Annotated in this window: 23 protein-coding genes; 16 read left to right on the top strand and 7 right to left on the bottom strand. The window is 71.8% G+C overall.

All coding sequences use genetic code 11. From position 1 onward, the window contains the following. Positions 1-91 precede the first annotated feature (91 nt). The 3 genes from HP445_RS06205 (at position 92) to HP445_RS06215 (ending at position 3,879) form a co-directional block, all read left to right on the top strand. Positions 92-2,584: an ATP-binding protein gene (locus HP445_RS06205; RefSeq protein ID WP_128780424.1), complete on the top strand. Its 2,493-nt coding sequence runs from the start codon at positions 92-94 to the stop codon at positions 2,582-2,584. Then, the gene (locus HP445_RS06210) at positions 2,581-3,264 is read left to right on the top strand and encodes a response regulator (protein WP_027466795.1); all 684 of its coding nucleotides are present in this window, start codon (positions 2,581-2,583) and stop codon (positions 3,262-3,264) included. Before HP445_RS06205 ends, HP445_RS06210 begins: the two co-directional genes overlap by 4 nt. A 96-nt stretch (positions 3,265-3,360) precedes the next feature. Continuing rightward, on the top strand, positions 3,361-3,879 hold the full coding sequence (locus HP445_RS06215; protein ID WP_128780425.1) for a helix-turn-helix domain-containing protein: 519 nt from the start codon (positions 3,361-3,363) through the stop codon (positions 3,877-3,879). Here HP445_RS06215 and HP445_RS06220 read toward each other — a convergent pair. Next, positions 3,863-4,708: a helix-turn-helix transcriptional regulator gene (locus HP445_RS06220; RefSeq protein WP_017887946.1), complete on the bottom strand. Its 846-nt coding sequence runs from the start codon at positions 4,706-4,708 to the stop codon at positions 3,863-3,865. The two genes, HP445_RS06215 and HP445_RS06220, sit on opposite strands and share 17 nt — an antisense overlap. Positions 4,709-4,818: 110 nt before the next feature. Between HP445_RS06220 and hxlB the strand changes: the two genes are divergently transcribed. The 3 genes from hxlB (at position 4,819) to HP445_RS06235 (ending at position 6,864) form a co-directional block, all read left to right on the top strand. Continuing rightward, positions 4,819-5,382, top strand: a complete 564-nt coding sequence (hxlB, locus tag HP445_RS06225) for a 6-phospho-3-hexuloisomerase (protein WP_056072118.1) — start codon at positions 4,819-4,821, stop codon at positions 5,380-5,382. 11 nt (positions 5,383-5,393) lie between these two features. Next, complete coding sequence (gene hxlA, locus HP445_RS06230; RefSeq protein ID WP_071406215.1) at positions 5,394-6,017, top strand: 3-hexulose-6-phosphate synthase; 624 nt, start codon at positions 5,394-5,396, stop codon at positions 6,015-6,017. 124 nt (positions 6,018-6,141) lie between these two features. After that, entirely contained in the window at positions 6,142-6,864 is a 723-nt protein-coding gene (locus HP445_RS06235; RefSeq protein WP_111023339.1) for an alpha/beta hydrolase, read from the top strand. Positions 6,865-6,935: 71 nt separating this feature from the next. Here the strand turns inward: HP445_RS06235 and HP445_RS06240 are convergent, their stop codons facing one another. Continuing rightward, complete coding sequence (locus tag HP445_RS06240) at positions 6,936-8,291, bottom strand: APC family permease (protein WP_111087707.1); 1,356 nt, start codon at positions 8,289-8,291, stop codon at positions 6,936-6,938. A gap of 201 nt (positions 8,292-8,492) precedes the next feature. Here HP445_RS06240 and HP445_RS06245 point away from each other — a divergent pair, with 201 nt between their 5' ends. From HP445_RS06245 to budC, 3 genes are all read left to right on the top strand, one after another. Further along, complete coding sequence (locus HP445_RS06245) at positions 8,493-9,260, top strand: HAD family hydrolase (RefSeq protein WP_071406212.1); 768 nt, start codon at positions 8,493-8,495, stop codon at positions 9,258-9,260. 73 nt (positions 9,261-9,333) lie between these two features. Beyond that, positions 9,334-11,844 (top strand): glycoside hydrolase family 65 protein, encoded by a 2,511-nt coding sequence (locus HP445_RS06250; protein ID WP_071406211.1) that lies wholly within the window; start codon positions 9,334-9,336, stop codon positions 11,842-11,844. Between the two features lie 191 nt (positions 11,845-12,035). Further along, positions 12,036-12,803 (top strand): meso-2,3-butanediol dehydrogenase, encoded by a 768-nt coding sequence (gene budC / locus HP445_RS06255; RefSeq protein ID WP_111099607.1) that lies wholly within the window; start codon positions 12,036-12,038, stop codon positions 12,801-12,803. A gap of 24 nt (positions 12,804-12,827) precedes the next feature. On the opposite strand, the gene HP445_RS06260 is transcribed toward budC, so the two are convergent. From HP445_RS06260 to HP445_RS06270, 3 genes are read right to left on the bottom strand one after another with little or no spacing between them, the layout of a single operon-like run. Next, positions 12,828-13,214: a VOC family protein gene (locus HP445_RS06260; RefSeq protein WP_175330790.1), complete on the bottom strand. Its 387-nt coding sequence runs from the start codon at positions 13,212-13,214 to the stop codon at positions 12,828-12,830. Next, entirely contained in the window at positions 13,211-13,726 is a 516-nt protein-coding gene (locus HP445_RS06265) for a DUF1697 domain-containing protein (RefSeq protein WP_175330791.1), read from the bottom strand. Before HP445_RS06265 ends, HP445_RS06260 begins: the two co-directional genes overlap by 4 nt. A gap of 26 nt (positions 13,727-13,752) precedes the next feature. Further along, the gene (locus HP445_RS06270) at positions 13,753-14,019 is read right to left on the bottom strand and encodes a hypothetical protein (protein ID WP_071406208.1); all 267 of its coding nucleotides are present in this window, start codon (positions 14,017-14,019) and stop codon (positions 13,753-13,755) included. Positions 14,020-14,119: 100 nt separating this feature from the next. Here HP445_RS06270 and HP445_RS06275 point away from each other — a divergent pair, with 100 nt between their 5' ends. Together HP445_RS06275 and HP445_RS06280 are read left to right on the top strand one after the other, a co-directional pair. Continuing rightward, positions 14,120-14,584 carry a hypothetical protein gene (locus HP445_RS06275; protein ID WP_027466785.1) on the top strand — a complete coding sequence of 155 codons (465 nt, stop codon included), beginning with the start codon at positions 14,120-14,122 and terminating at the stop codon, positions 14,582-14,584. A 191-nt stretch (positions 14,585-14,775) separates the two neighbouring features. Next, positions 14,776-15,228 carry a hypothetical protein gene (locus HP445_RS06280; protein ID WP_128780426.1) on the top strand — a complete coding sequence of 151 codons (453 nt, stop codon included), beginning with the start codon at positions 14,776-14,778 and terminating at the stop codon, positions 15,226-15,228. Between the two features lie 173 nt (positions 15,229-15,401). Here HP445_RS06280 and HP445_RS06285 read toward each other — a convergent pair whose 3' ends face one another. Further along, the gene (locus HP445_RS06285) at positions 15,402-16,877 is read right to left on the bottom strand and encodes an NCS2 family permease (protein WP_027466783.1); all 1,476 of its coding nucleotides are present in this window, start codon (positions 16,875-16,877) and stop codon (positions 15,402-15,404) included. Positions 16,878-17,034: 157 nt separating this feature from the next. On the opposite strand from HP445_RS06285, the gene folE reads away from it, so the two are divergent. From folE to HP445_RS06310, 5 genes are all read left to right on the top strand, one after another. Next, positions 17,035-17,646, top strand: a complete 612-nt coding sequence (gene folE, locus HP445_RS06290) for a GTP cyclohydrolase I (RefSeq protein WP_128780625.1) — start codon at positions 17,035-17,037, stop codon at positions 17,644-17,646. Then, entirely contained in the window at positions 17,643-18,563 is a 921-nt protein-coding gene (gene folP / locus HP445_RS06295) for a dihydropteroate synthase (RefSeq protein ID WP_128780427.1), read from the top strand. Before folE ends, folP begins: the two co-directional genes overlap by 4 nt. Then, complete coding sequence (locus tag HP445_RS06300) at positions 18,560-19,309, top strand: pyrimidine reductase family protein (RefSeq protein WP_241660396.1); 750 nt, start codon at positions 18,560-18,562, stop codon at positions 19,307-19,309. Before folP ends, HP445_RS06300 begins: the two co-directional genes overlap by 4 nt. 87 nt (positions 19,310-19,396) lie before the next feature. Then, on the top strand, positions 19,397-20,050 hold the full coding sequence (locus HP445_RS06305) for an HAD-IA family hydrolase (RefSeq protein ID WP_128780429.1): 654 nt from the start codon (positions 19,397-19,399) through the stop codon (positions 20,048-20,050). Between the two features lie 449 nt (positions 20,051-20,499). Continuing rightward, positions 20,500-21,042, top strand: a complete 543-nt coding sequence (locus tag HP445_RS06310) for a type 1 glutamine amidotransferase domain-containing protein (RefSeq protein WP_027466778.1) — start codon at positions 20,500-20,502, stop codon at positions 21,040-21,042. A gap of 63 nt (positions 21,043-21,105) precedes the next feature. Here the strand turns inward: HP445_RS06310 and HP445_RS06315 are convergent, their stop codons facing one another. Beyond that, positions 21,106-21,705: a molybdenum cofactor biosysynthesis protein gene (locus HP445_RS06315; RefSeq protein WP_241660397.1), complete on the bottom strand. Its 600-nt coding sequence runs from the start codon at positions 21,703-21,705 to the stop codon at positions 21,106-21,108. Positions 21,706-21,749: the final 44 nt, after the last annotated feature.

A 21,749-nucleotide genomic window follows, 5' to 3' on the forward strand; every position in this document is an offset into this window, starting at 1 on the left:
GCTCGCGCGTCGAACACCCGCAGACCGCGGTGCGACAGGTGAACACCGGTGTTTTGCGGAGACCGACCCCCGCACGCGAGAGGATGAGCACGTGAAGCGCGGGAAGCTGCGGGTCCTGCTCGGTGCGGCGCCCGGTGTCGGCAAGACCTACACGATGCTCGAAGAGGGGCGTCGGCTGCTCGACGAGGGTCGCGACGTGGTCGTCGCCGTCGTCGAGACGCACGAGCGCGCCGCCACCGCGGCACTGGTGAACGGGCTCGAGGTCGTGCCACGGCGCACCGTCTCGCACCGCGGTGTCGACCTGGACGACCTCGACCTCGACGCCGTCATCGCCCGGGCGCCCGAGGTCGCGCTGGTCGACGAACTCGCGCACACGAACGCCCCGGGGAGCCCGAACGAGAAGCGCTGGCAGGACGTGGAGGCACTGCGGGACGCCGGCATCGACGTCATCTCGACCGTCAACGTGCAGCACATGCAGTCCCTCGGCGACGTGGTCCGCGAGATCACCGGCACCGTGCAGCGCGAGACCGTTCCCGACGCCGTGGTGCGCGCGGCCGACCAGATCGAGGTCGTCGACCTGGCCCCGGCAGCGCTGCGCGAACGGCTCTCCGACGGGCTCGTGTACCCGGCGGCACGGATCGACGCCGCGCTGTCGAACTACTTCCGCCTCGGCAACCTCACCGCACTGCGCGAGATCGCCCTGCTCTGGCTGGCCGACGAGGTCGACGACGCGCTCAAGGCCTACCGCGCCGAGCACGGCATCGAGCACCGGTGGGAGACCCGGGAGCGCGTGCTCGTCGCCCTGACCGGCGGCCCCGAGGGCGAGACCCTGCTGCGCCGCGGCGCCCGCATCGCCGCCCGCAGCGCCGGTGGGGAACTCGCCGCCGTGCACGTGACGACGAACGACGGCCTGCGCGTCCGGCACCCCGGTGCGCTCGGCAAGCAGCGGACCCTGCTCGAGCAGCTCGGTGGGACGTACCACCAGGTCGTCGGTGACGACGTGCCGAGCACGCTGGTGCGGTTCGCGCGGTCGATCGACGCCACCCAGATCGTGATCGGGGTCAGCCGCCGCAGCCGGCTCGCGGCCGCCATGACCGGTCCGGGGATCGGCAACACCGTGATCCGCGAGTCCGGCGACATCGACGTGCACGTCGTCACGCACGAGCGCGCCGGCGGCGGGATCACCCTGCCGAAGCTCGGCGGCAGCCTGTCGCGCGGCCGGGTGGTCGCCGCGTTCGTCCTGTCGGTCCTGGTCGGGCCGCTGCTCACGTGGGTGCTGTCGATCGGCAGCGATCCGGACGCCATCACGGTGGACGTGCTGGCGTACCAGCTGCTCGTCCTCGTCGTGGCGCTCGTGGGCGGGATGTGGCCGGCGGTGTTCACGGCCGTGCTGTCCGGACTGAGCCTCGACTACTTCTTCGTGCAACCCCTCTACATGGTCACCGTCCAGCAGCCGTGGCATCTGTTCGCCCTGGTCATGTACGTGATCAGTGCGGTGCTGGTCAGCTTCGTGGTCGACCGGTCCGCGCGGCGGTCGCGCGCTGCCCGTCGGGCCTCGGCCGAGTCCGGGCTCCTGATGGGCATCGCCGGCAGCGTGCTCCGCGGCGACGACGCCCTGCAGGCACTGCTCGACCGCACCCGTGAGGCCTTCGGCTTCGCCGGCGTCCGGATCCGCCAGGGTGACGAGGTGCCCGCGACCTCCGGCGAGTTCGGTGCGACGCCGGACGCGTCGACGACGCTGGCGTCCGGTGCCGTGCTCGAGTTCGCCGGTGCGCCCGACGACCCGACCCAGCGCCGACTGCTGCGGGTCGTCGAGCAGCAGCTCGACGCCGCCGTCGAGCACCGCGAGCTCACCCGCACCGCCGTCGGCGCCGAGCGCATCGCCGCCGCCGACCGGGTCCGGAGCGCGCTGCTCGCGGCCGTCGGCCACGACGTGCGCCGCCCCATCGCAGCGGCCTCCGCCGCCGTGCAGACGCTGCGTGCGTCCGACATCGACCTGTCCGGGGCCGACCGGGAGGCGCTGCTCGCGACCGCCGACGAGAGCCTCGGTCAGCTGGCGGTGCTGTTGGCAGACCTGTTGGACGTCAGCCGGGTCCAGGCCGGTGTCCTCGCGGTCACCCCGGCGGCGATCGCGCTCGAGACGGTGGTCGCCCCCGCCCTCGACGAGCTGGAGCTCGGCCCGGACGACGTCGACCTCGACCTGCCCGCGGACCTGCCGCCGGTGCTCGCCGACCCGGTCCTGCTGCAGCGCGTCGTCGTGAACCTGCTCGCCAACGCCGCCCGGTACGCCCCGGACGGCACCCACGTCCGGGTCGCCGCCAGTGCCTTCGCCGGCGGGGTGGAACTCCGTGTGGCCGACCACGGCCCCGGCATCCCCGCGGACCGCCGCGACGAGGTGTTCCAGCCGTTCCAGCGACTCGGTGACACCGACAACGAGACCGGCCTCGGGCTCGGGCTGGCCCTGGCGCGCGGGTTCACCGAGGGCATGGGCGGCACGATCGAGGTCGACGACACCCCGGGCGGTGGGCTCACCGTCGTGGTGCGGCTGCCGATCGCCGGGCACGTGGGAGTGGAGATCCGATGAAGGTCCTGATCGCTGACGACGACGCGCAGCTCGTCCGCGCGCTCTCGGTGACGCTCTCGGCGCGCGGGTACGACGTCGTCACGGCTCGGGACGGGCGCGAGGCGATCGACGCCGTCATCACCGAGCGCCCCGACCTGGTGCTGCTCGACCTCGGCATGCCCCGGCTCGACGGGATCGGGGTGCTCGAGGGCGTCCGGGCCTGGTCGCAGGTGCCGGTCCTCGTGCTCTCCGGCCGGACCGACTCGTCCGACAAGGTCGACGCGCTCGACGCCGGTGCCGACGACTACGTGACGAAGCCGTTCCAGATGGACGAGCTCCTCGCCCGGCTGCGGGCACTCGGACGGCGCCGGGTGGTGGCGTCCGAGGAGACCCCGACGATCGCGATCGGACCGCTGCTCGTGGACCTCGTCGCGAAGCAGGTCACCCCGGCCGAGGGTCCCGCGATCCGCCTGACGCCCACCGAGTGGCGCCTGCTCGAGGTCCTGGTCACGAACCCCGACCGCCTGATGACCCGCGAGATGCTGTTGACCGAGGTCTGGGGGCCGACGCACGGCAACGACTCCGGGTACCTGCGCCTCTACATGGCCCAGCTGCGGCGGAAGCTCGAGCCCGACCCCGCGCACCCGCGCTACCTGGTGACGGAGTCCGGAATGGGCTACCGCTTCGCCCCCGGAGCGTAGGCGAGCGCCGCTGTCGGGGGACTGGCGGGAAGCTGTCGTGTCGGTGGCGGGTCCCTGTCGTGGTGCGCCGTTCCGCGGTTCCCTACTGTTCAGGACATGAACGAGATGCGGATCGGTGAACTCCGACGACTGCGGGGCTGGACCCAGGAACGACTGGCCGAGACGAGCGGCATCGCCGTGCGGACGGTGCAACGGATGGAGAGCGGCAACGACGCGAGCCTCGAGTCGCTGTCCGCGGTGGCCACGGCCCTCGAGGTCCCCGTGCGCGACCTGTTCGCCACCGAGGAGCCGGCGTCGCTCGACCCCGGGGTGCGCGGGCTCGACGAGCGCGCCGAGCGGGAGCAGGCGCAGCGCGACGCTGCTTCGCGCGGTTGGCAGTACCTGTACTCCGGCGTCGGCATCGTCGTGACGCTCGGCTCCCTGGCACTGATCGGCTCGCGCATCTGGCCGGGCGCCGCGATCTTCGTCATCCCCATCTACTGGGCGGGTGGGCGGATGCTCTCGCAGTTCCTGATGGCGACCGTCGTCGAGCCCGCGCTCGACCGTCGGTACCCGTTGTCGCGGTCTCGTCGGGATGCCTCGTCGCGGTCCCGTCGCTTCACGCCCGGGAGCTGAACGCCGCGAGCTCCGCCCGGGTCCGGGCACCGTGCTTCCGGAGCAGGTTCGCCACGTGGTACTTCACGGTGTTGACGCTGATGCCGAGTCCCTCGGCGATCTCCCGGTTGCCGACACCGGTCGCCACGAGCCGCAGGACGTCGCGCTCCCGCGGGGTCAGGTCGCCGTCGTCGACCGCGTCCACCTCGGTCGGCCGCGGGTCGAGCGGCAGTGAGATGTCGAGCACCGATCCCCACCCCGGCGTGCTCGCGACCTGCACCCGCCCGTCGAGCGTGACGACCCGCTCCGCGATCGGTCGCATGGCGTCGTCCTGCACGTCGAGCGTGCCGGAGCCGTCGTCGCGGAGCTGCATGAGCAGGTTCCGGCCGTCACAGTCCCACTGGATGCGCACCCGCTTCGCCGCACCGTCGTCGACCAGAGCGAGCACCGCGGTCCGCACGATCGCCCGGGCCGCGTGGGCGACGTCACCGGGGAGCGCACGGCCGGTGGCCGGCGGTTCGACGAACTGCACGTCGAGGTCCCCGAAGCGCACGAGCGGTCGCAGGTCGGCGCGCAACCGCGAGAACGCGCCGGTGACGGGTTCGAGCAGGGTGCTCCGCTGCTGATCGGTCACGGTGCGCAGGTCGACGAGGGCGGCCGAGGCGATCTCGACGGCCTCGGCCCTGGCGGCCGCGTCGGTGACCCGCGACGACCGGAGCACGGCGAGGACGGACTCCAGGGTGAGCGCGTGCCGGTCCGCCTGCTCGGCGACGGTCCGGGCGTGCTCGGCGGCCGCGAGCCGGATGGCGGAGCCGCCCCGGGCCTCCAGGGTGTCGACCGATGCGTCCATGGACGCGACCATACCCGTCCCACCCGAGCGGACGGGCCCACCCGATGGGATGGGGTCCCTGCCGGGGCGGGTAGCGGCGTGCCGAGGCGCGCGACGGAAGGATCGAGGGCATGGCAGCAACCACCGTCTCCGCAGCGCTCGACCTGGTCGTCCGCGAGGTCGGCGACCTGGCAGCCCGCCTCGACGACGCCCCGGCTCAGCGCGCACTCGACCTGATCGAGGGCGCCGACCGGGTGTTCGTCCACGGCGCCGGGCGCTCCGGCCTCGCCCTCCGCATGACCGCGATGCGCCTCATGCACCTGGGGCTCGACGCCCACGTCGTCGGCGAGGTCACCACCCCGGCGATCCGTCAGGGTGACCTGCTCCTCGTCGCGAGCGGCTCCGGTACGACCACCGGCATCGTGCAGGCCGCGCGCACCGCGCACGAGGTCGGCGCATCCGTCGTGGCACTCTCGACCACCGACGACTCCCCGCTCTCCGAGCTGGCGGACGTCACGATCGTGCTGCCCGCCGCGACGAAGACCGACCGCTCCGGCACCGCCTCGGCCCAGTACGCCGGTGGCCTCTTCGAACAGGCGGTCGCCCTGGTGGGCGACGCCGTGTTCCACGCCCTGTGGACCCGAGGCGGGCAGTCCGCCGACGACCTCTGGCCCCGTCACGCCAACCTCGAATGAAAGGCACACCCATGCAGCTCCAGTTCGCCATGGACACCCTGACCACCGAAGCCGCCCTCGAGCTCGCCGCCGCGGCCGCGCCGCACGTCGACGTCCTCGAGCTCGGCACGCCCCTGATCAAGAGCGCCGGCCTGTCCGCCGTCACCGCGATCAAGGAAGCACACCCCGACAAGATCGTGTTCGCCGACCTCAAGACCATGGACGCCGGTGAGCTCGAGGCCGACATCGCCTTCTCGGCCGGTGCCGACCTGGTCACCGTCCTCGGTGTCGCCGGCGACTCGACGATCGTCGGTGCCGTCAAGGCCGCCAAGAAGCACGGCAAGGGCATCGTCGTCGACCTGATCGGCGTCTCCGACAAGGCCGCCCGTGCCCGCGAGGTCGTCGCGCTCGGCGCCGAGTTCGTCGAGGTCCACGCCGGGCTCGACGAGCAGGCGGAAGAGGGCTTCACGTTCTCGACCCTGCTCGACGCCGGCAAGGACTCGGGCGTCCCGTTCTCGATCGCGGGCGGCGTGAACGCGTCCTCGGTCGCCTCGGTGCAGGAGGCCGGTGCCCGCATCGCCGTCGCCGGCAGCGCGATCTACAGCGCCTCGGACGTCGGCGCAGCAGCAGCCGAGATCCGCGCCGCCATCAAGTAGCGCGTCTCGGTCGCCCGTTGCGGGCGACATCGTGAGCAGGAATGGTCGGGTGTGCACGTCGCACCCGACCATTCCTGCTCACGAAGCGAACGCCGCCGGCTCGGATGCGCCGTACGGTGGCCACATGAACCGAGCGCTGCGCTGGACCACCTGGATCGTCGCCGTCGTCGTGCTGATCGCGGTGGTGTTCCTCGTCTGGGCGCACATCGTGATGCAGGGCACCCGTAGCGCCGCCCTGCAGGTCTGGCGCGACGACCGGATCGCGGTCCGGGACGCCGGTGACTCGGTGGTGATGACCCCGACCGGCCAGGCCGACGGGGTCGGGATCGTCTTCATCCCCGGCGCGAAGGTCGATCCGTACGCCTACATGGCCACGTTCCGGCAGGTGGTCGCCAACGGCACGACGGTGGTCATCACGAAGCCGACGCTGAACCTCGCGTTCTTCGACACCCGGCCGCTCGCGACGTTCGAGGCTCACGCCCCCTCGGTCACACGCTGGGGGGTCGGTGGGCACTCCCTGGGTGGGGTCCGCGCGTGCCAGCTCGCCCAGGACGCCGACGGCCTGCTGCTGCTCGGCAGCTACTGCGCGAACGACATCAGCCGGTCGTACATCGACGTGCTGAGCGTCTCCGGTTCGCGTGACGGCCTGTCCACACCGGCCAAGGTCGACGCCGCGCGGGACAAGCTGCCGTCGACCGCCACCATGACCGAGATCCAGGGCTCGAACCACGCCGACTTCGGTGCCTACGGCGACCAGCCGGGCGACCGCACGGCGACCATCAGCCGTGCTGATGCCCGCCAGCAGATCTCGGACGCGATCGAGGCCTGGGTGCGCGACCTGCGCTGACCACTCGGGCGGACCGGCGGACGCACCACGGGTCTCCAGACGGTCTGCCTGGAGGCCCGTGGTGCGTGACGTCAGTGGATCACGCCCGCCTCGTGGTCGCGTCCGGAACGGCGCCCGGTGAACCGGGCGACGAAGTACAGGACCACGCCGACGGCGAGCAGGATCGCGGCGTAGAGCCAGACCTGACCGCTCTGCTGCGTCAGCAGCAGGATGCACGACAGCACCCCGAGCACCGGGACGAACGTCCAGACCTTGAAGTGGTCGTGCTCGACGTGGTCGCGGCGGAGCACCAGGACGGCGACGTTCGTGCTGATGAACACGAAGAGCAGCAGGAGCACGACGGTCTCGGCCAGCACGCCCACGTCGCCCACCAGGGTCAGGAGCATCGCGACGACCGTGGTGGCGACGATGGCGGTCCACGGGGTCTTCCGGTTCGGCAGGACCTTCGCGAGCAGGGCGGGCAGGAGCCGCTGCTCGGCCATGCCGTAGGTCACGCGGCTCGACATGATCATCGTGAGCAGTGCGCCGTTCGCGACGGCGACCAGGGCGATGAGGCTGAAGACCCAGTCGGGGATCGGGACGCCGGTGGCGGAGACGACCGCGAGCAGCGGGCCGCTGGACTCGGACAGCTCCGAAGCGGGCAGCGCGATCGCACTGGCGAGGGCGACGAGGACGTAGACGACGCCGGCCGTGGCGAGGGCGCCGAACAGGGCCTTCGGGTAGACGCGGCGGGGGTCGCGGACCTCCTCCGCGATGTTGGCGGACGTCTCGAAACCGACGAACGAGTAGTAGGCGACGATCGCGGCGCTCAGGGTCGCCAGGGCCGGGTTCGCCTCGGACGGGAACGCGCCGATCCGGGAGACGTCACCGCCGCCACCGCCGAGCATCACGGCCACGACGACGATCACGATGACGAGGCCGGAGACCTCGATGATCGTCATCACGACGTTGCTCTTGAGCGAGTCGGAGATGCCGCGGGCGTTCAGGCAGGCGATCAGGGCGAGGAAGACGATCGCGGTGGGCACGGGCGGCAGGTCGACGAACGTGCCGAGGTAGTCGCCGGCGAAGGCGAGCGACAGGCCGGCGGCGCTCGTGACGCCGGCGGCGAGCATGCTGAACCCGACCAGGAACGAGACGATCGGCGCCTTGTAGGCCCGTTCGGCGAAGACCGCGGCACCGCCGGCCTTCGGGTACTTCGTCACGAGTTCGGCGTAGGAGCCCGCGGTGAGCAGGGCCAGCAGGAGCGCGAGCACCAGCGGCGCCCAGAGTGCACCGCCGACGTCCTTGGCCAGCGTCCCCATCAGGGCGTAGATGCCGGCGCCGAGCACGTCGCCGAGGATGAAGAGGAACAGCAGCGGGCCGGTGATCGCCTGGCGGAGCTTCGACTGCGTGCCGTCGTGGGGTGCGGCCGTGGTGTCGCTGGTCATGGTGGTGCCTTTCGTCCGGGTCAGCGTGCCGGGGCATGTCTCAGAGGCCTCACAGGTGCACCGTGGCGGGGGTCCTCCCTGCACAGCGGAGCGCCCGGTGAACTCTCTCCACATGGTGCGGCGCGTCCGAACGTCCGGACTGGAGCGGTCCTAGACTCGTCGCGAGCCATTCGTCCACCACCAGTCCCCGGAGGACCGCAGATGACGACGCAGGACCAGCGCACGCCCGCGCGACTCAGTGACCAGCGAGCGCTCCTGTTCGACCTCGACGGCGTGCTCACCCCGACCGCCGACGTCCACATGCGTGCGTGGAGCCGACTGTTCACGCCGTACCTCGAAGCACACGGGGTCGCGCCGTACACCGAGCAGGACTACTTCACCTCCATCGACGGCAAGCCCCGCTACGACGGCGTGCGCTCGTTGCTCGAGTCGCGCGGCATCGACCTGCCGCAGGGCACCCCCGACGACGCGCCCGACACCGACACGGTGTGCGGGCTCGGCAACCGGAAGAACGCGGAGTTCACCGCCGAGCTCGACGAGCACGGCGTCGAGCCCTACCCGGGCTCGCTCCGGTTCCTGACCGCCGCGATCGCCGCAGGCATGTCCGTCGCGGTCGTCTCCAGCTCGGCGAACGCCACGTCGGTGCTCCGGACGGCGGGCATCCTCGACCGGTTCCCCGTCGTCGTCGACGGGCTCGTCGCGCGCCAGGACGGCCTGACCGGCAAGCCCGCTCCCGACACCTACCTCGACGCAGCGACCCGGTTCGGACTCACTGCCGCCGAGTGCGTCGTGGTCGAGGACGCCACCAGCGGGGTCGAAGCCGGCCGCAACGGATCGTTCGGTCTCGTCGTCGGTGTCGACCGCGGCGCCGGGGCGGATGCCCTGCGCGAGCACGGTGCCGACGTCGTCGTGTCCGACCTCGACGAACTCATCGACCAGCTGCCCGCACCGGCCACCAGCACGACGTAGGCCACCCGGCCGGACGCTCCCTGGCTGCCGGCCGCACCGACGTACCCATCTCCCTCCCTTCCCACGGAGCAGCATGAACCCCATCACCTCGGACCCCCTCGACCGCGTCCGCTACCCGATCGACGAGTGGGCCCTCGTCGAGACCGAGTACACCCCCGACGAGCAGGGCGTCGCTGAGACGAACTTCGCCGTCGGCAACGGGTACCTCGGCCTGCGCGGCAACCTCGACGAAGGCCGTGGCGGCGTGCAGTACGGCACGTACATCAACGGGTTCCACGAGACCTGGCCGATCCGGCACGCGGAAGACGCCTTCGGCTTCGCGAAGACCGGGCAGACGATCATCAACGCGCCGGACGCCAAGGTCATCCGCCTCTACGTCGACGACGAGCCGCTCGTGCTGGCCGAGGCCGACATCCTCCGGCACACCCGTCGGCTGGAGTTCCGCGGCGGGTACCTGTTCCGCGAGACCGAGTGGTCGACGCCATCCGGTAAGCGGGTGCTCATCCGGGCACGTCGACTCGTGTCGTTCACCGACCGGCACCTCGCCGTCATCGACTACGAGGTCACGGTGCTCGACGCGGACGCCTCGATCCTGCTGTCGAGCCAGATCCTCAACCGCCAGGACGTGCAGGACGAGTACCACGCCGGCATGCGGGCCGCGGCGAACGCCTTCGACCCCCGCAAGGCCGAGTCGTTCACCGAGCGGGTGCTCGTGCCGAAGCTCAAGCGCAGCACCGGCGGCCGTTCGGTCCTCGGGTACCAGGCGTCCAGCTCCGGCATGACGATCTGCGTCGGCGTCGAGCACCACATCGAGACCGAGAACAGCTGGGACGAGTCGTCGTCGATCGAGGACGACCTGGCGAAGCACGTCTACCGGGTGCAGGCCCGCGCGGGGCAGCCCATCCGGCTCGTGAAGCACGTGGTCTACCACACCTCCCGCGGGGTGCCCGTGCGCGAGCTCGCCGACCGGTGCGACCGCACGCTCGACCGCGCGCACGCCGAGAACGTCGACGAGACCTTCGCGAAGCAGCGCGACTGGCTCGACGACTACTGGGCCCGCAGCGACGTCGAGATCGCCGGTCAGCCCGCGATCCAGCAGGCCGTCCGCTGGAACCTCTTCCAGCTCGCGCAGGCCACCGCCCGCACCGACGGCCACGGCATCGCCGCGAAGGGCGTCACCGGCTCCGGCTACGGCGGCCACTACTTCTGGGACATGGAGATCTACGTCCTGCCGTTCCTGTCGTACACGGCGCCGATCGTCGCGCGGAACGCCCTGCGCTTCCGCTACAACATGCTCGACGCGGCACGGGCGCGGGCGCGCGAGCTGAACCAGCGCGGCGCCCTGTTCCCGTGGCGGACGATCAACGGTGAAGAGTCCAGCGCGTACTACGCCGCCGGCACCGCGCAGTACCACATCGACGCCGACATCTCGCATGCGCTCATGCAGTACGTGCGGGCCTCGGGCGACCGCGAGTTCCTGAAGCGCGGCGCCATCGACGTGCTCGTCGAGACCGCGCGGCTCTGGGCCGACCTCGGGTTCTGGCGGTCGAACGGTGACAAGAAGTTCCACATCGACGGCGTCACCGGACCGGACGAGTACACGACCGTCGTCGACGACAACCTCTACACGAACGTCATGGCGCGGGCGAACCTGTGGTTCGCCGTCAACGCCTGCCGCGAGCTCGCCGCCGACGACGCCGAAGAGTACGACCGCATGGTGCGCCGGACCGGTCTGCAGCCGGACGAGCTCGTCGAGTGGGAGCACGCCGCGGAGTCGATGGAGATCCCCTTCGACCCGCACCGCGGCATCCACCCGCAGGACGCCCAGTTCCTCGACAAGGAACTCTGGGACCTCGAGAACACCCCTGAGTCCAAGCGCCCGCTGCTGCTCCACTACCACCCGCTGGTGATCTACCGGTTCCAGGTGCTCAAGCAGGCCGACGTCGTGCTCGCGCTGTTCCTGCAGGGGCACGAGTTCACCGCGGCCGAGAAGCGTCGCGACTTCGACTACTACGACGCACTCACCACCGGCGACTCGACGCTGTCCGCGGTCGTGCAGTCGATCATGGCGGCCGAGGTCGGGTACCACGACCTCGCCGACCAGTACTTCCAGACCGCGCTCTACGTCGACCTGGCGGACCTGCACGGCAACACCTCGGACGGCGTGCACATCGCGTCGACCGGTGGCATCTGGGGTGCGCTCGTCAACGGCTTCGGTGGCATGCGCGACCACGGCGGGCGGATGAGCTTCAACCCGCGGCTGCCGAAGCACTGGGACCGTCTGTCCTACCGTCTGACGGTGCGCGGATCGCGGGTCCGGGTCGACCTCGAGCAGGAAGCCATGACGCTCACGGTCGAGACCGGTTCGGGCTTCACGGTGTGGGTGCACAACCAGCAGTGGGACATCGAGGCGGGGGAGCCCACCGTGGTGCCGCTGCCGCACCACGGGCCGCGCATGTCCGGGCATGCCCCGACCACGAGCGACATCCAGGGCACGCTGCGGGCGGACGGCTCGGTCATCACCGCGTCGATCCCGACGATCTCCCTGGAGCGCGACTTCGACCTCGACGACTCGACCGGCTGACGCCAGTTCCTGCGCTGCGCTGCAGTCGCACGTCGCCCCGGTTCCGCCTCGCGGGGCCGGGGCGACGTGTGTTCCCGGGCGTTCCCGGCGCCTCCGAACGCGTCCAGTCGGTCCGGGGCACCGTGGTCTGCCGTGCCCCTCGGGTCGATGGCGTCTCCCCGGGCACGGTTCGTGCAACGAGAGGAGACATCATGGGCAACCGGTTCGAGGGCAAGGTCGCGATCGTCACGGGCGCGGGGTCCGGCATCGGTGAGGCGACGGTGCGGGCGTTCATCGACGAGGGCGCTTCGGTCGTGCTGACCGACAGCGTCGAGGAGAAGGTCCGCGCGGTGGGCGACTCCCTGCCGACGCACCGGGTCGTCGCCCTGCACGCCGACGTGGCGAGCCCGGAGGACTGGGAGACCGTCGTTTCGGCGGCGATCGACCGCTTCGACCGGCTCGACGTCCTGGTGAACAACGCCGGGACCTTCAGCTCCGGCGACATCACCGACATCAGCACGGCCGAGTGGCGCCGGGTCATCGAGACCGACCTGTCCGGTGTGTTCTACGGCACCCGGGCGGCCCTGCCGTTCCTGCGCGAGACGAAGGGGTCGATCGTCAACACCTCGTCGGTCTCCGGTGAGGACGCCGACTGGCGGATGAGCCCCTACAACGCGGCGAAGGGTGGCGTGACGAACTTCACCAAGGCCGCCGCGCTCGACAACGGGCAGTTCGGCGTCCGCGTCAACGCCGTCGCTCCGGGGCTCATCTGGACCGACCTGACCCAGGAGCAGGCGGAGGACGAGGCCCTGCAGTCGAAGTTCACCGAGCGCATCGCCCTCGGCCGCGGGGGTCGCTCTGCCGAGGTCGCCGAGGCGATCCTGTTCCTGGCCAGCGACGCGGCCTCGTTCATCACGGGTGCGGTCCTGCCGGTGGACGGCGGCACCATGGCGAGCAACGGGCAGCCGCCGCAAGCCTGAGCCGTCCCGGCCCCGGCGGCACCGTCAGCTGGCGACGAGCTCGACCTTGAACCGCTCGGCGTCCTCGAGGAAGGCCGCGTGGTGCTCCGGGCCACCGGCGAACGGGTGCCGGTCCTCGTACAGGTGGGTCCAGCCGTGATCGGGAGCCTCGGCCCAGAGCCGCTCCACCGTCTCGGCAGTACCGGCGTGGAACGCCAGGTGGCTGAGCCCCGGTCGGCGGCGGTCGTGATCGCCGTCCAGCGGTGCCGATTCGAGGACGACGTACAACGGGCCGAGCCGCCAGCTCCGGCCGTGCTCCCAGCGCTGGAACGGCTCGTAGCCGAGTTCGCCGAGCAGCCAGCCCCACGCCCCGGCGGCGGTGTCGAGGTCGGCGGTGCGGAGCTCGACGTGGTGCAGCGTGCCGAGCGTCACAGGAGCTTCCGCAGGGTGTTCGTGTTGCGGGTCGTCGTCGTGCGCTTGAAGCGGGCGGCGGCGGCCCGCTTGGCGAACATCGTGTCGGTACTCGACCCCTTCGGACACGACCAGTAGACGACGCCGTCCCCGCGGGTGACCTGCTCGACCGACTCGTCGAGTTCGAGGTCCGCGACCAACGCGTCGAGCGCACCGTCGTCGGACCCGAACACGACGTAGTCGTGCCGTTCGTCGGCACGCGCGAAGGGGAACCCGTCGACCACGGCCGCGAGGGCGTCGTGCCGGACGAGCACGATCCAGGCGTCGTAGCCGAACCGGTCGCGCAACCCCCGCTCGATCGACGTCTTCAGCTGCTCGGCGGGCACGTCGGCGGAGAACACGACGTTGCCCGAGGCGAGCACGGTGCGGACGTCGTCGAACCCGAGCCCTCGGAAGAGCTCCGCGAGCTCGGCGCTCCGGATCGTGATGCCGTTCACGTTGACGCCGCGCAGCAGCGCCACCCACCTGTCCATGTCCGGACGGTAGCGGTCCGGGCCGCTCACGTCCACGTCCGGGCCACGCCCCAGCCGGCACCCTGGGGAACGATGTCGACCACCAGGGCCTCACCGTCGTCGTCGCTGGTCGCCTGGAAGCGCCAGCCCACGGTGCGCTCGGGCGCATGGGTGATCGCGGTGGGCAGCTCGGCGCGCGTCACGGTCAGCCGGGTGGGGGTGTCGCTCACCCGCCAGCGCCGTCCGGCCCACACCAGCCGGGTCGGCGTGCCCTCGACCCACCACACCGTGGCGGCCGTGTCGGTGATCATCATCGGGTCTCCTCGTTCGAACGTGTGTTCGAATGGTAGGCGGCAACCACTGACGGAGCAACCGGCCATTGCGTTCAGAACACGTTCTGAATAGGCTCGATCCATGACGCTTGTCGCTCCGCCCCGATCCCGACGGTCGGTGCAGTCCTCTGACCTCTCCCGCCACGCCAAGCAGGTGTTCGCTGCCGCCGAGGAAGCCCCACTCGAGGTCACCCGTCGAGACGGGAAGCCCCTCGTCCTCACCACGAAGGAACGGTCCGACGACGACGACGCGGTCCTGGACATCGCGGCGCAGCTCATCGCCGCGGTGACGCTCAACGAGCAACTGCCGCTCCACGATCGGCTGGCGATCCCGTACCCGTGGATCAAGCTCCTCAGCGCCGCAGACCAGCAGCGCTTCGCCCGGGAGATCGTCGACGTCGCCCGTGGCTCGTTCTCGCTCCGGCAGCCGCGCAGGCTCCTGCTCGAGATGCAGGCGTGGCGCAACAGTGCCGAGGCGATCGCCGCGGGCTGGGACACCGGAGAGCCGGAGATCCTCGCCGAACCGATCCGCGTCGAGAAGCCCTGACGCGGTGGCGGGCCGGCGCGGCGGGGTCCCCCGGCCGATCCGTTCGACGGAGTACACGATCGTCTTCGGGACACGTGGCGCGGAACAGGGGTGGCGCGACGTGGTGGCGGTGCAGCGGAACGCAGTCGCACCACCCCAACCAGACGAAGTGACTGCGCTCGGCCTCGGCAGCCCTCGTGTAGACGGGACCCATGACGAACGACGCACAGGGCCCCGACGCGCAGCACCAGGTTCCCGAGGGGGTGTCCGAGGCCACGGTCGAGGCACTCGGCAGCCTGTCCGCCGCGGTCGAGGTCATCGAGCACGCCCGTGGCCTGCTCTACGGGTTCCACCGCCTGACCGGCACCGCTGACCTGAACCTCGGTGAGGCGGTCGAGCAGCTGCGGAAGGCCGGGCACACCGAACTCGCCGAGCGCATCGGCACCGAACTCGTGGGCCGCAACGTCATCGCGGGCCGCTGGACGTTCCAGGTCGTCGAGGACTACGACGACGGCTACTACGCCCTCGCCAAGGAGCTCGAGCGCACCGCGCGCGACGAGCTCGTGCAGGGCCGCCGCCACCTGTTCGAGGCGGGCATGAAGGAAGACCGTCGCACCCAGGACCAGCGCCACCACGAGGCGACGCCGAGCGACCTGCCGGACTGAGCACGGGCCTCCAGGCCGACGCCGCCGACGCCGCCGACGCGAGCCTGCGGAAGACGCCGGCGTCCTGCGGAAGACGCCCTGGAAACGTCGAGACGCCGCCGGATTCGGCGGCGTCTCGATGACACGACGGCGTCGTGCGCCAGGCCCGGATCAGCCGGGCCCAGCAGAAAGCTTCAGCCGACGCCGAGCAGCGCCTCCAGCGGCCCGCGCGCGAAGTACAGCAGGAAGCCCGCGGCCACGACGTAGAGCAGCCACGAGACCTCGCGGCCACGGCCGGACAGCAGCTTGATGAGCACCCAGCTGATGAAGCCGGCGCCGATGCCGTTCGCGATCGAGTAGGTCAGCGGCATGACGACGATCGTCAGGAACGCCGGCAGGGCCGAGCCGAAGTCCGACCACGAGATGTCCGCGACCTGCGCGACCATGAGCGCACCGACGACGACGAGCCCGGCGGCGGCGACCTCGAGCGGGACGACCTGGGTGAGCGGCGTGAGGAACATCGACGCCAGGAACAGCAGGCCGGTGACGACCGAGGCCATGCCCGTGCGGGCGCCCTCGCCGATGCCGGAGGCCGAGTCGATGAAGACCGTGTTCGACGACACCGACGCGCCACCGCCGGCGATCGCACCGACGCCCTCGACGACGAGCGCCGACTTCAGGCGGGGGAACGTGCCGTCGGGCTTCGCGACACCGGCGGCCTTGGCCAGACCGGTCATGGTGCCCATGGCGTCGAAGAAGTTGGTGAAGACGAGGGTGAAGACGAGCATCGACGCGGCGAGCGGGCCGATGCGGGTGAAGGCACCGAAGACGTCGGCGTGGCCGACGAGCGACAGGTCCGGCACGGCGAACAGTGCGCTCGGCAGGCCGGGGGCGTTGAGGTTCCAGCCGGTCTTCGAGTCGACCGAGGTCGGCACCTGGAAGATCGCCTGCAGGATGATCGCGATGATGGTGGTCGCGACGATGCCGATGAGCAGCGCACCCTTGACCCGGCGGGCCATGAGCGTGCCGATGATGATCAGGCCGATCAGGAACACGATGGTCGGCAGGGCCCCGACGGAGCCGTCCTCGCCGAGCTGCAGCGGCGGCGAGGCGAGCCCGGAGGACCGCACGAAGCCGGAGTCGACGAGCCCGATGAAGGCGATGAACAGGCCGATGCCGACCGTGATCGCGGCCTTGAGCTGGGCCGGGACGGCGGTGAAGATCATCGTCCGGATGCCGGTCAACGCGAGGATCACGATGATCACACCGTTGATGACGACCAGGCCCATCGCCTCGGCCCAGGTGACCTGGTGCACGACGCTGACGGCGAGGAACGAGTTGATCCCGAGCCCCGCGGCGATGCCGAACGGCAGGTTCGCGATGATGCCCATCGCGATGGTCATGACGCCGGCGACGAGGCCGGTCGCCGCGGCCACCTGAGCGTTCTCGAGCCATCCGCCGCTGACGTCCTTGGCGGCCTGGTCGGCGCTGAACCCGCCGAGGATGAGGGGGTTCAGGATGACGATGTACGCCATCGTCACGAACGAGACGAGGCCACCGCGGACCTCGCGGGGGATCGACGATCCGCGTTGCGTGATGGAGAAGAATCGATCGAGGCCGGTCGCGAAGCGGTTCCGGGGCGTGGTGTCGGTCTGCGGGGCGCTCACCACGAGAGTTTAAAGGACGCTGGGTTTCGGGCGTGTCACACCGGTCTCACAGGTTGTGACGGCCGGGAGGCCCGTTCCACGCGGTTCGCGCACCTCGCGCTGGGCGTCTGCCCGCGTTCTCCGGCCAGGGCTGGTGTTGGATGAGCTGGTGACGTCACCCATGGACCGCGCCCGTGTGGAGGCCGCCGTCCGCGAGCTGCTGCTCGCCATCGGCGAGGATCCCGACCGCCCGGAACTCACCCGCACCCCCGCCCGGGTCGCCGACTCGTACGCCGAGTTCTTCTCCGGGATCGGCACCGACGCGGTCGCCATCGCCCGCGACGGCACCGTGCACGCCGAGGACGGCGAACGCGGTCGGCTCGTGATCGTCCGGGACGTCAAGTTCCGTTCCGTCTGCGAACACCACCTGCTGCCGTTCCTCGGGGTCGCGCACCTGGCGTACGCGCCCGGTGACCGGCTCATCGGGCTCGGCACGCTGGCACGGGTGCTCGACGCGGTGGCCTCCCGTCCGCAGCTGCAGGAGCGGCTCGGCGAACAGGTCGCCGCGACCATCGCCGAGGGGCTCGGTGCCGAGGGCGTCCTGGTGGTCCTCGACGCGCAGCACCAGTGCGTCACGACGCGTGGGGAGCGCCAGACCGGTTCGACGACGGTGACGGTGGCGGCGACCGGTTCGCTGGCCGACGCCGCGGGACGGGCCGAGGCGATTGCGCTCATCGGTGCGGGGCGTGGGACCGAGGCCGGGCACGACGAGCGTGCCGGGTCGGACGCATGACGGGCCTCCCCGACGGCACGGCCGGCCCCGGCTGGGTCGTGCCGGACCTGCGCCACCCGGTCCGGACGTTCGGCCGCCGCGCCATCGACTTCGACCACCGCATCGCCGTGATGGCGATCGTGAACCGCACCCCCGACTCGTTCCACGACCGCGGCGCCACCTTCGAGCTCGACCAGGCCGTCGCTGCCTCGATCCGTGCCGCCGAGCAGGGCGCCGACTGGGTCGACATCGGCGGCGTGAAGTTCGCCCCCGGTCCGGAACTGCCCGCCTCCGACGAGATCGACCGCGTCGTGCCCGTCGTCGAGCAGCTTGCCCAGCAGTCCGACGTCGTCATCAGCGTCGACACCTTCCGCCCGGAGGTCGCCGCAGCGGCGATCGCAGCCGGGGCGACCGTCGTCAACGACACCACCGGCCTGTCCGACCCGCGGATGGCCGCCGTGGTCGCCGACTCCGAGGCCACCGTCGTCATCACGCACTCGCTCGCGGAACCCCGTCGTCCGCTGCCCGCGCCGCCGCAGTACGGCGACATCGCGAGCGAGGTCGTCGCGTTCCTGCGCGAACGGGTCGACCGGGCGCTCGCCGCGGGCATCCCCGAATCGCGGATCATCGTCGACCCGGGCCACGACCTGCACAAGAACACCGTGCACACCCTCGAGCTCACCCGTCGGCTGCCCGAGGTCGTCGCGCTCGGCTACCCGGTCCTCGCCGCGGTGTCGAACAAGGACTTCGTCGGGGAGTCGCTCGGACGCCCCCGCGGGGAACGACTCTCCGGATCGCTCGCCGTCGCGACCGTGAGCGCGATGCTCGGCGCCCGGATCGTCCGGATGCACGACGTCGCCGAGAGCGTCGACGCGATGCGCATGGTCGAGGCCACGCTCGGATGGCGCACCCCCGTGGAATCGAGGCACAACACGTGAACGTCCTGCCCCCGTCGATCGCGGACCTGTCCGACGACGACCTGCTCGACCTCTACACCGCCGACGCCGGGGCCCCCTGGCTCCGGGTGAACTTCGTCGCGACGCTGGACGGTTCGGCCTCGGCCGCCGGGGTGTCCGGGTCGCTCGGCGGCGACGACGACCTGCGCGTCTTCGACCTGCTCCGGCGGGTGGCCGACGTCGTGCTCGTCGCCGCCGGCACCGTCCGTGACGAGGGCTACGGGCCGATGGTCCTGCACGACGCCGCCGCCGCCTGGCGTCGGGCGCACGGCAAGCCGGACCACCCCGTGTTCGCGATCGTCACCGGCTCGCTGTCGCTCGACCCGGGGTCTCGGGTGTTCACCGAGGCGCCGGTGCGCCCGATCGTCCTGACGTCGGCGACGGCGGCCGCGTCGTCGAAGGCCCAGGCGCTCGCCGAGGTCGCCGACGTCGTGCCCTGCAGCGCGGACGACGAGCCGGACTCGGTCGACGCCGGGCGGATCCGAGGCGTGCTGGCCGACCGTGGCCTCGGGATGATCCACTGCGAGGGAGGGCCGTCGTTCCTCGGGGCGCTCATCGCCGCGGAGGCCGTCGACGAGCTCACCCTGACGATCGACCCGTCGCTCGAGGGCGGGGAAGGGCCGCGCATCGCCCGCGGGTCGTCGCCGGAGCTCCGGCGGATGCGACCGGCGCACGTGCTGCTCGGCGCGGGCGGCGTGCTGCTCACCCGGTACGTCCGGGCGCGCTGACACCGCTCGACCGCGGACCGCGGGCGCGCTGACACCGCTCGCGCGCGGACCGCGGGACGGTCGGGCCCGTGGGCTAGGGTCGGGCGCGTGATCGACATCGTGGCGTCCGGGGTCCTCTTCGACATGGACGGGACCCTCGTCGACTCGACCGCGGTGGTCGAGGCGACCTGGACCCGGTTCGGCCACGCGAACGGCATCGACCCTGACGAGATCCTCGCGTTCTCGCACGGACGGCAGGCGATCGACACCCTGCGGCGCTTCCTCCCCGACCTGCCCCTGGCCGAGCAGCAGCGGATCGCGGCGGAACTCGTCGCCGAGGAGACCGCGAGCACCGAGGGCATCCTCGAGATCCCCGGCGCCGTCGCCTTCGTGCAGCGGCTCGTCGAACTCGGCGTCCCGGTGGCCCTCGTGACGAGTGCCCCGCGTGACCTCGCCGCGGGCCGGATGGCCGCCGCAGGGTTCGCCGTGCCCGAGGCCTTCGTGCCCTCGGAGGACGTCGAGCACGGCAAGCCCCACCCCGACGGCTACCTGCGCGGAGCTGCCCTGCTCGGCGTCGACGCGACCGACTGCGTGGCGTTCGAGGACGCCCCGGCCGGGCTGGAGTCCGCCATCGCCTCCGGCGCGACCACGGTCGTCGTCGGGCCCCTCGAGCACCCGGTGACGGCCGGCCTGCACCGAGTGCACGGGTACGACGGCCTGACCGTCGAGCGCGACGGCGGGGCCTTCCGTATCCGCGGCTGAGCGCGGCGCCCGTCCTGCCCGGCTGACGGTCTGCCGTCGGTCAGGACACCCCGCCCGGCCTGCGCCGAGTGGTCAGGAACCGTCGGCTGCGCCGCCGCCAGGCGACACTTCGGGACCGCTCGGCGGACGTGAGCGGGGGGTTGCGACCGCCCGAGTGGCGGCCTGGAGGCCCGTGGCGGGCCGGCACCGTGCCTCCAGGCCGACTGTGGGCGCGTCCACGGCGGCCGGTCAGGACACCCCGCCCGGCCTGCGCCGAGTGGTCAGGAACCGTCGGCTGCGCCGCCGCCAGCCGACGCTTCGCGACCACCCGGCGGACGTGAGCGGGGTGTCGCGACCGCCCGACCGCCCGACCGACCGGACCCCCGAGCCGCCCCTGGAGGCCTCCCCAGCCGACCCCGACGACCCTCGGGTGTGCGGCCGGAGCGACCGGGCCGCGGAAGGAGCGGATCATGGCAACCCTCGACGGCAAGAAGGTCCTCGTCATCACGACGAACTACGGCGTGGAGCAGGACGAGATCGTCGTCCCCACCGAGCAGCTGCGTGAGCGCGGTGCCTCGGTGACCGTGGCGGCGAAGGAGACCGGCACGATCCAGACCCTGGTCGGCGACAAGGACCCCGGGCAGACGCTCGAGCCGGACACCACCATCGCCGGTGTCGACGCGAAGGACTTCGACGCCCTCGTGATCCCCGGCGGCACGATCAACGCCGACACGCTGCGCCAGGAGTCCCGCGCGGCGACGCTCGTACAGGCCTTCGCCGAGGCGAGCAAGCCGGTCGCGGCGATCTGCCACGGCCCGTGGACCCTCGTCGAGGCGGGCGTGCTGTCGGGCAAGACCGTCACCTCGTTCCCGTCGCTGCAGACGGACCTGCGCAACGCCGGTGCCGAGTGGGTCGACCAGGAGGTCCAGGTCGACGGCGGCTTCATCACGTCCCGCACCCCGGACGACCTGCCAGCGTTCGTCGACGCGATCGAGAGCGCTCTCACCGCCTGAGCACTGCGCCGCCTGAGCCGAGTCTCGGCCGGCGCAGGACGGTCGCCCCGCCCGGCGACCGCGTCAGCCGAGCGCGACGGGGCGGGCCGTGCGGAGCACCGCGGGTCCGAGGGTGAGCACACCGTCGGACTCCGGGTCGCACCGCACGCCGCCCCGGCCGCGCATCGCCCGGAACGCCCCGGGTGCCACCTCGTGGTCCATCCAGGCGCAAGGGTTCGCCGCCCGGTAGCCACGGAACCGGACGGCACGACCGAGGGCGTCGCTGCCGTCGCCACCGGGAAGCACGCTCTCGAGCGAGAACGGCTCGCCCCGCAGCGCCTCGACGTCGGCGCCCCGCAGGAACACGTTCCGCCGGGTCGCAGCGGGGTCGACGGTCGCCCCGATCGCCGTGCCGACGGCCTCGAGCCCCTCCAGGCCGATCACCGTGACCGAGGCGTGCACGTGCGCCCGTGCCGCGAAGTACCGGTCACCGACGATGCCCAGCCCGGCCCGCAGTTCGATCCGGTCGCGTGACTCGTCCGGATCGTCCGCGCCCACCGGCAGCGCGCCGTCGGCCGGGCGTCCCTCGTACCGGTGCCGCGGCGAGACGAGCAGCAGCGCGACCTCGACCTCGGTCCGGAACGGCAGGTCGTCGAGACCGGCCACGTCGTCTGCGGAAGTCACCCGGCCAACGCTAGCCGGGCCTCCCGGCCGTGCGCTGCTCCGTC

Origin of the sequence: Curtobacterium flaccumfaciens, from assembly GCF_013359815.1 — a bacterium.
Lineage (GTDB): Bacteria > Actinomycetota > Actinomycetes > Actinomycetales > Microbacteriaceae > Curtobacterium > Curtobacterium flaccumfaciens.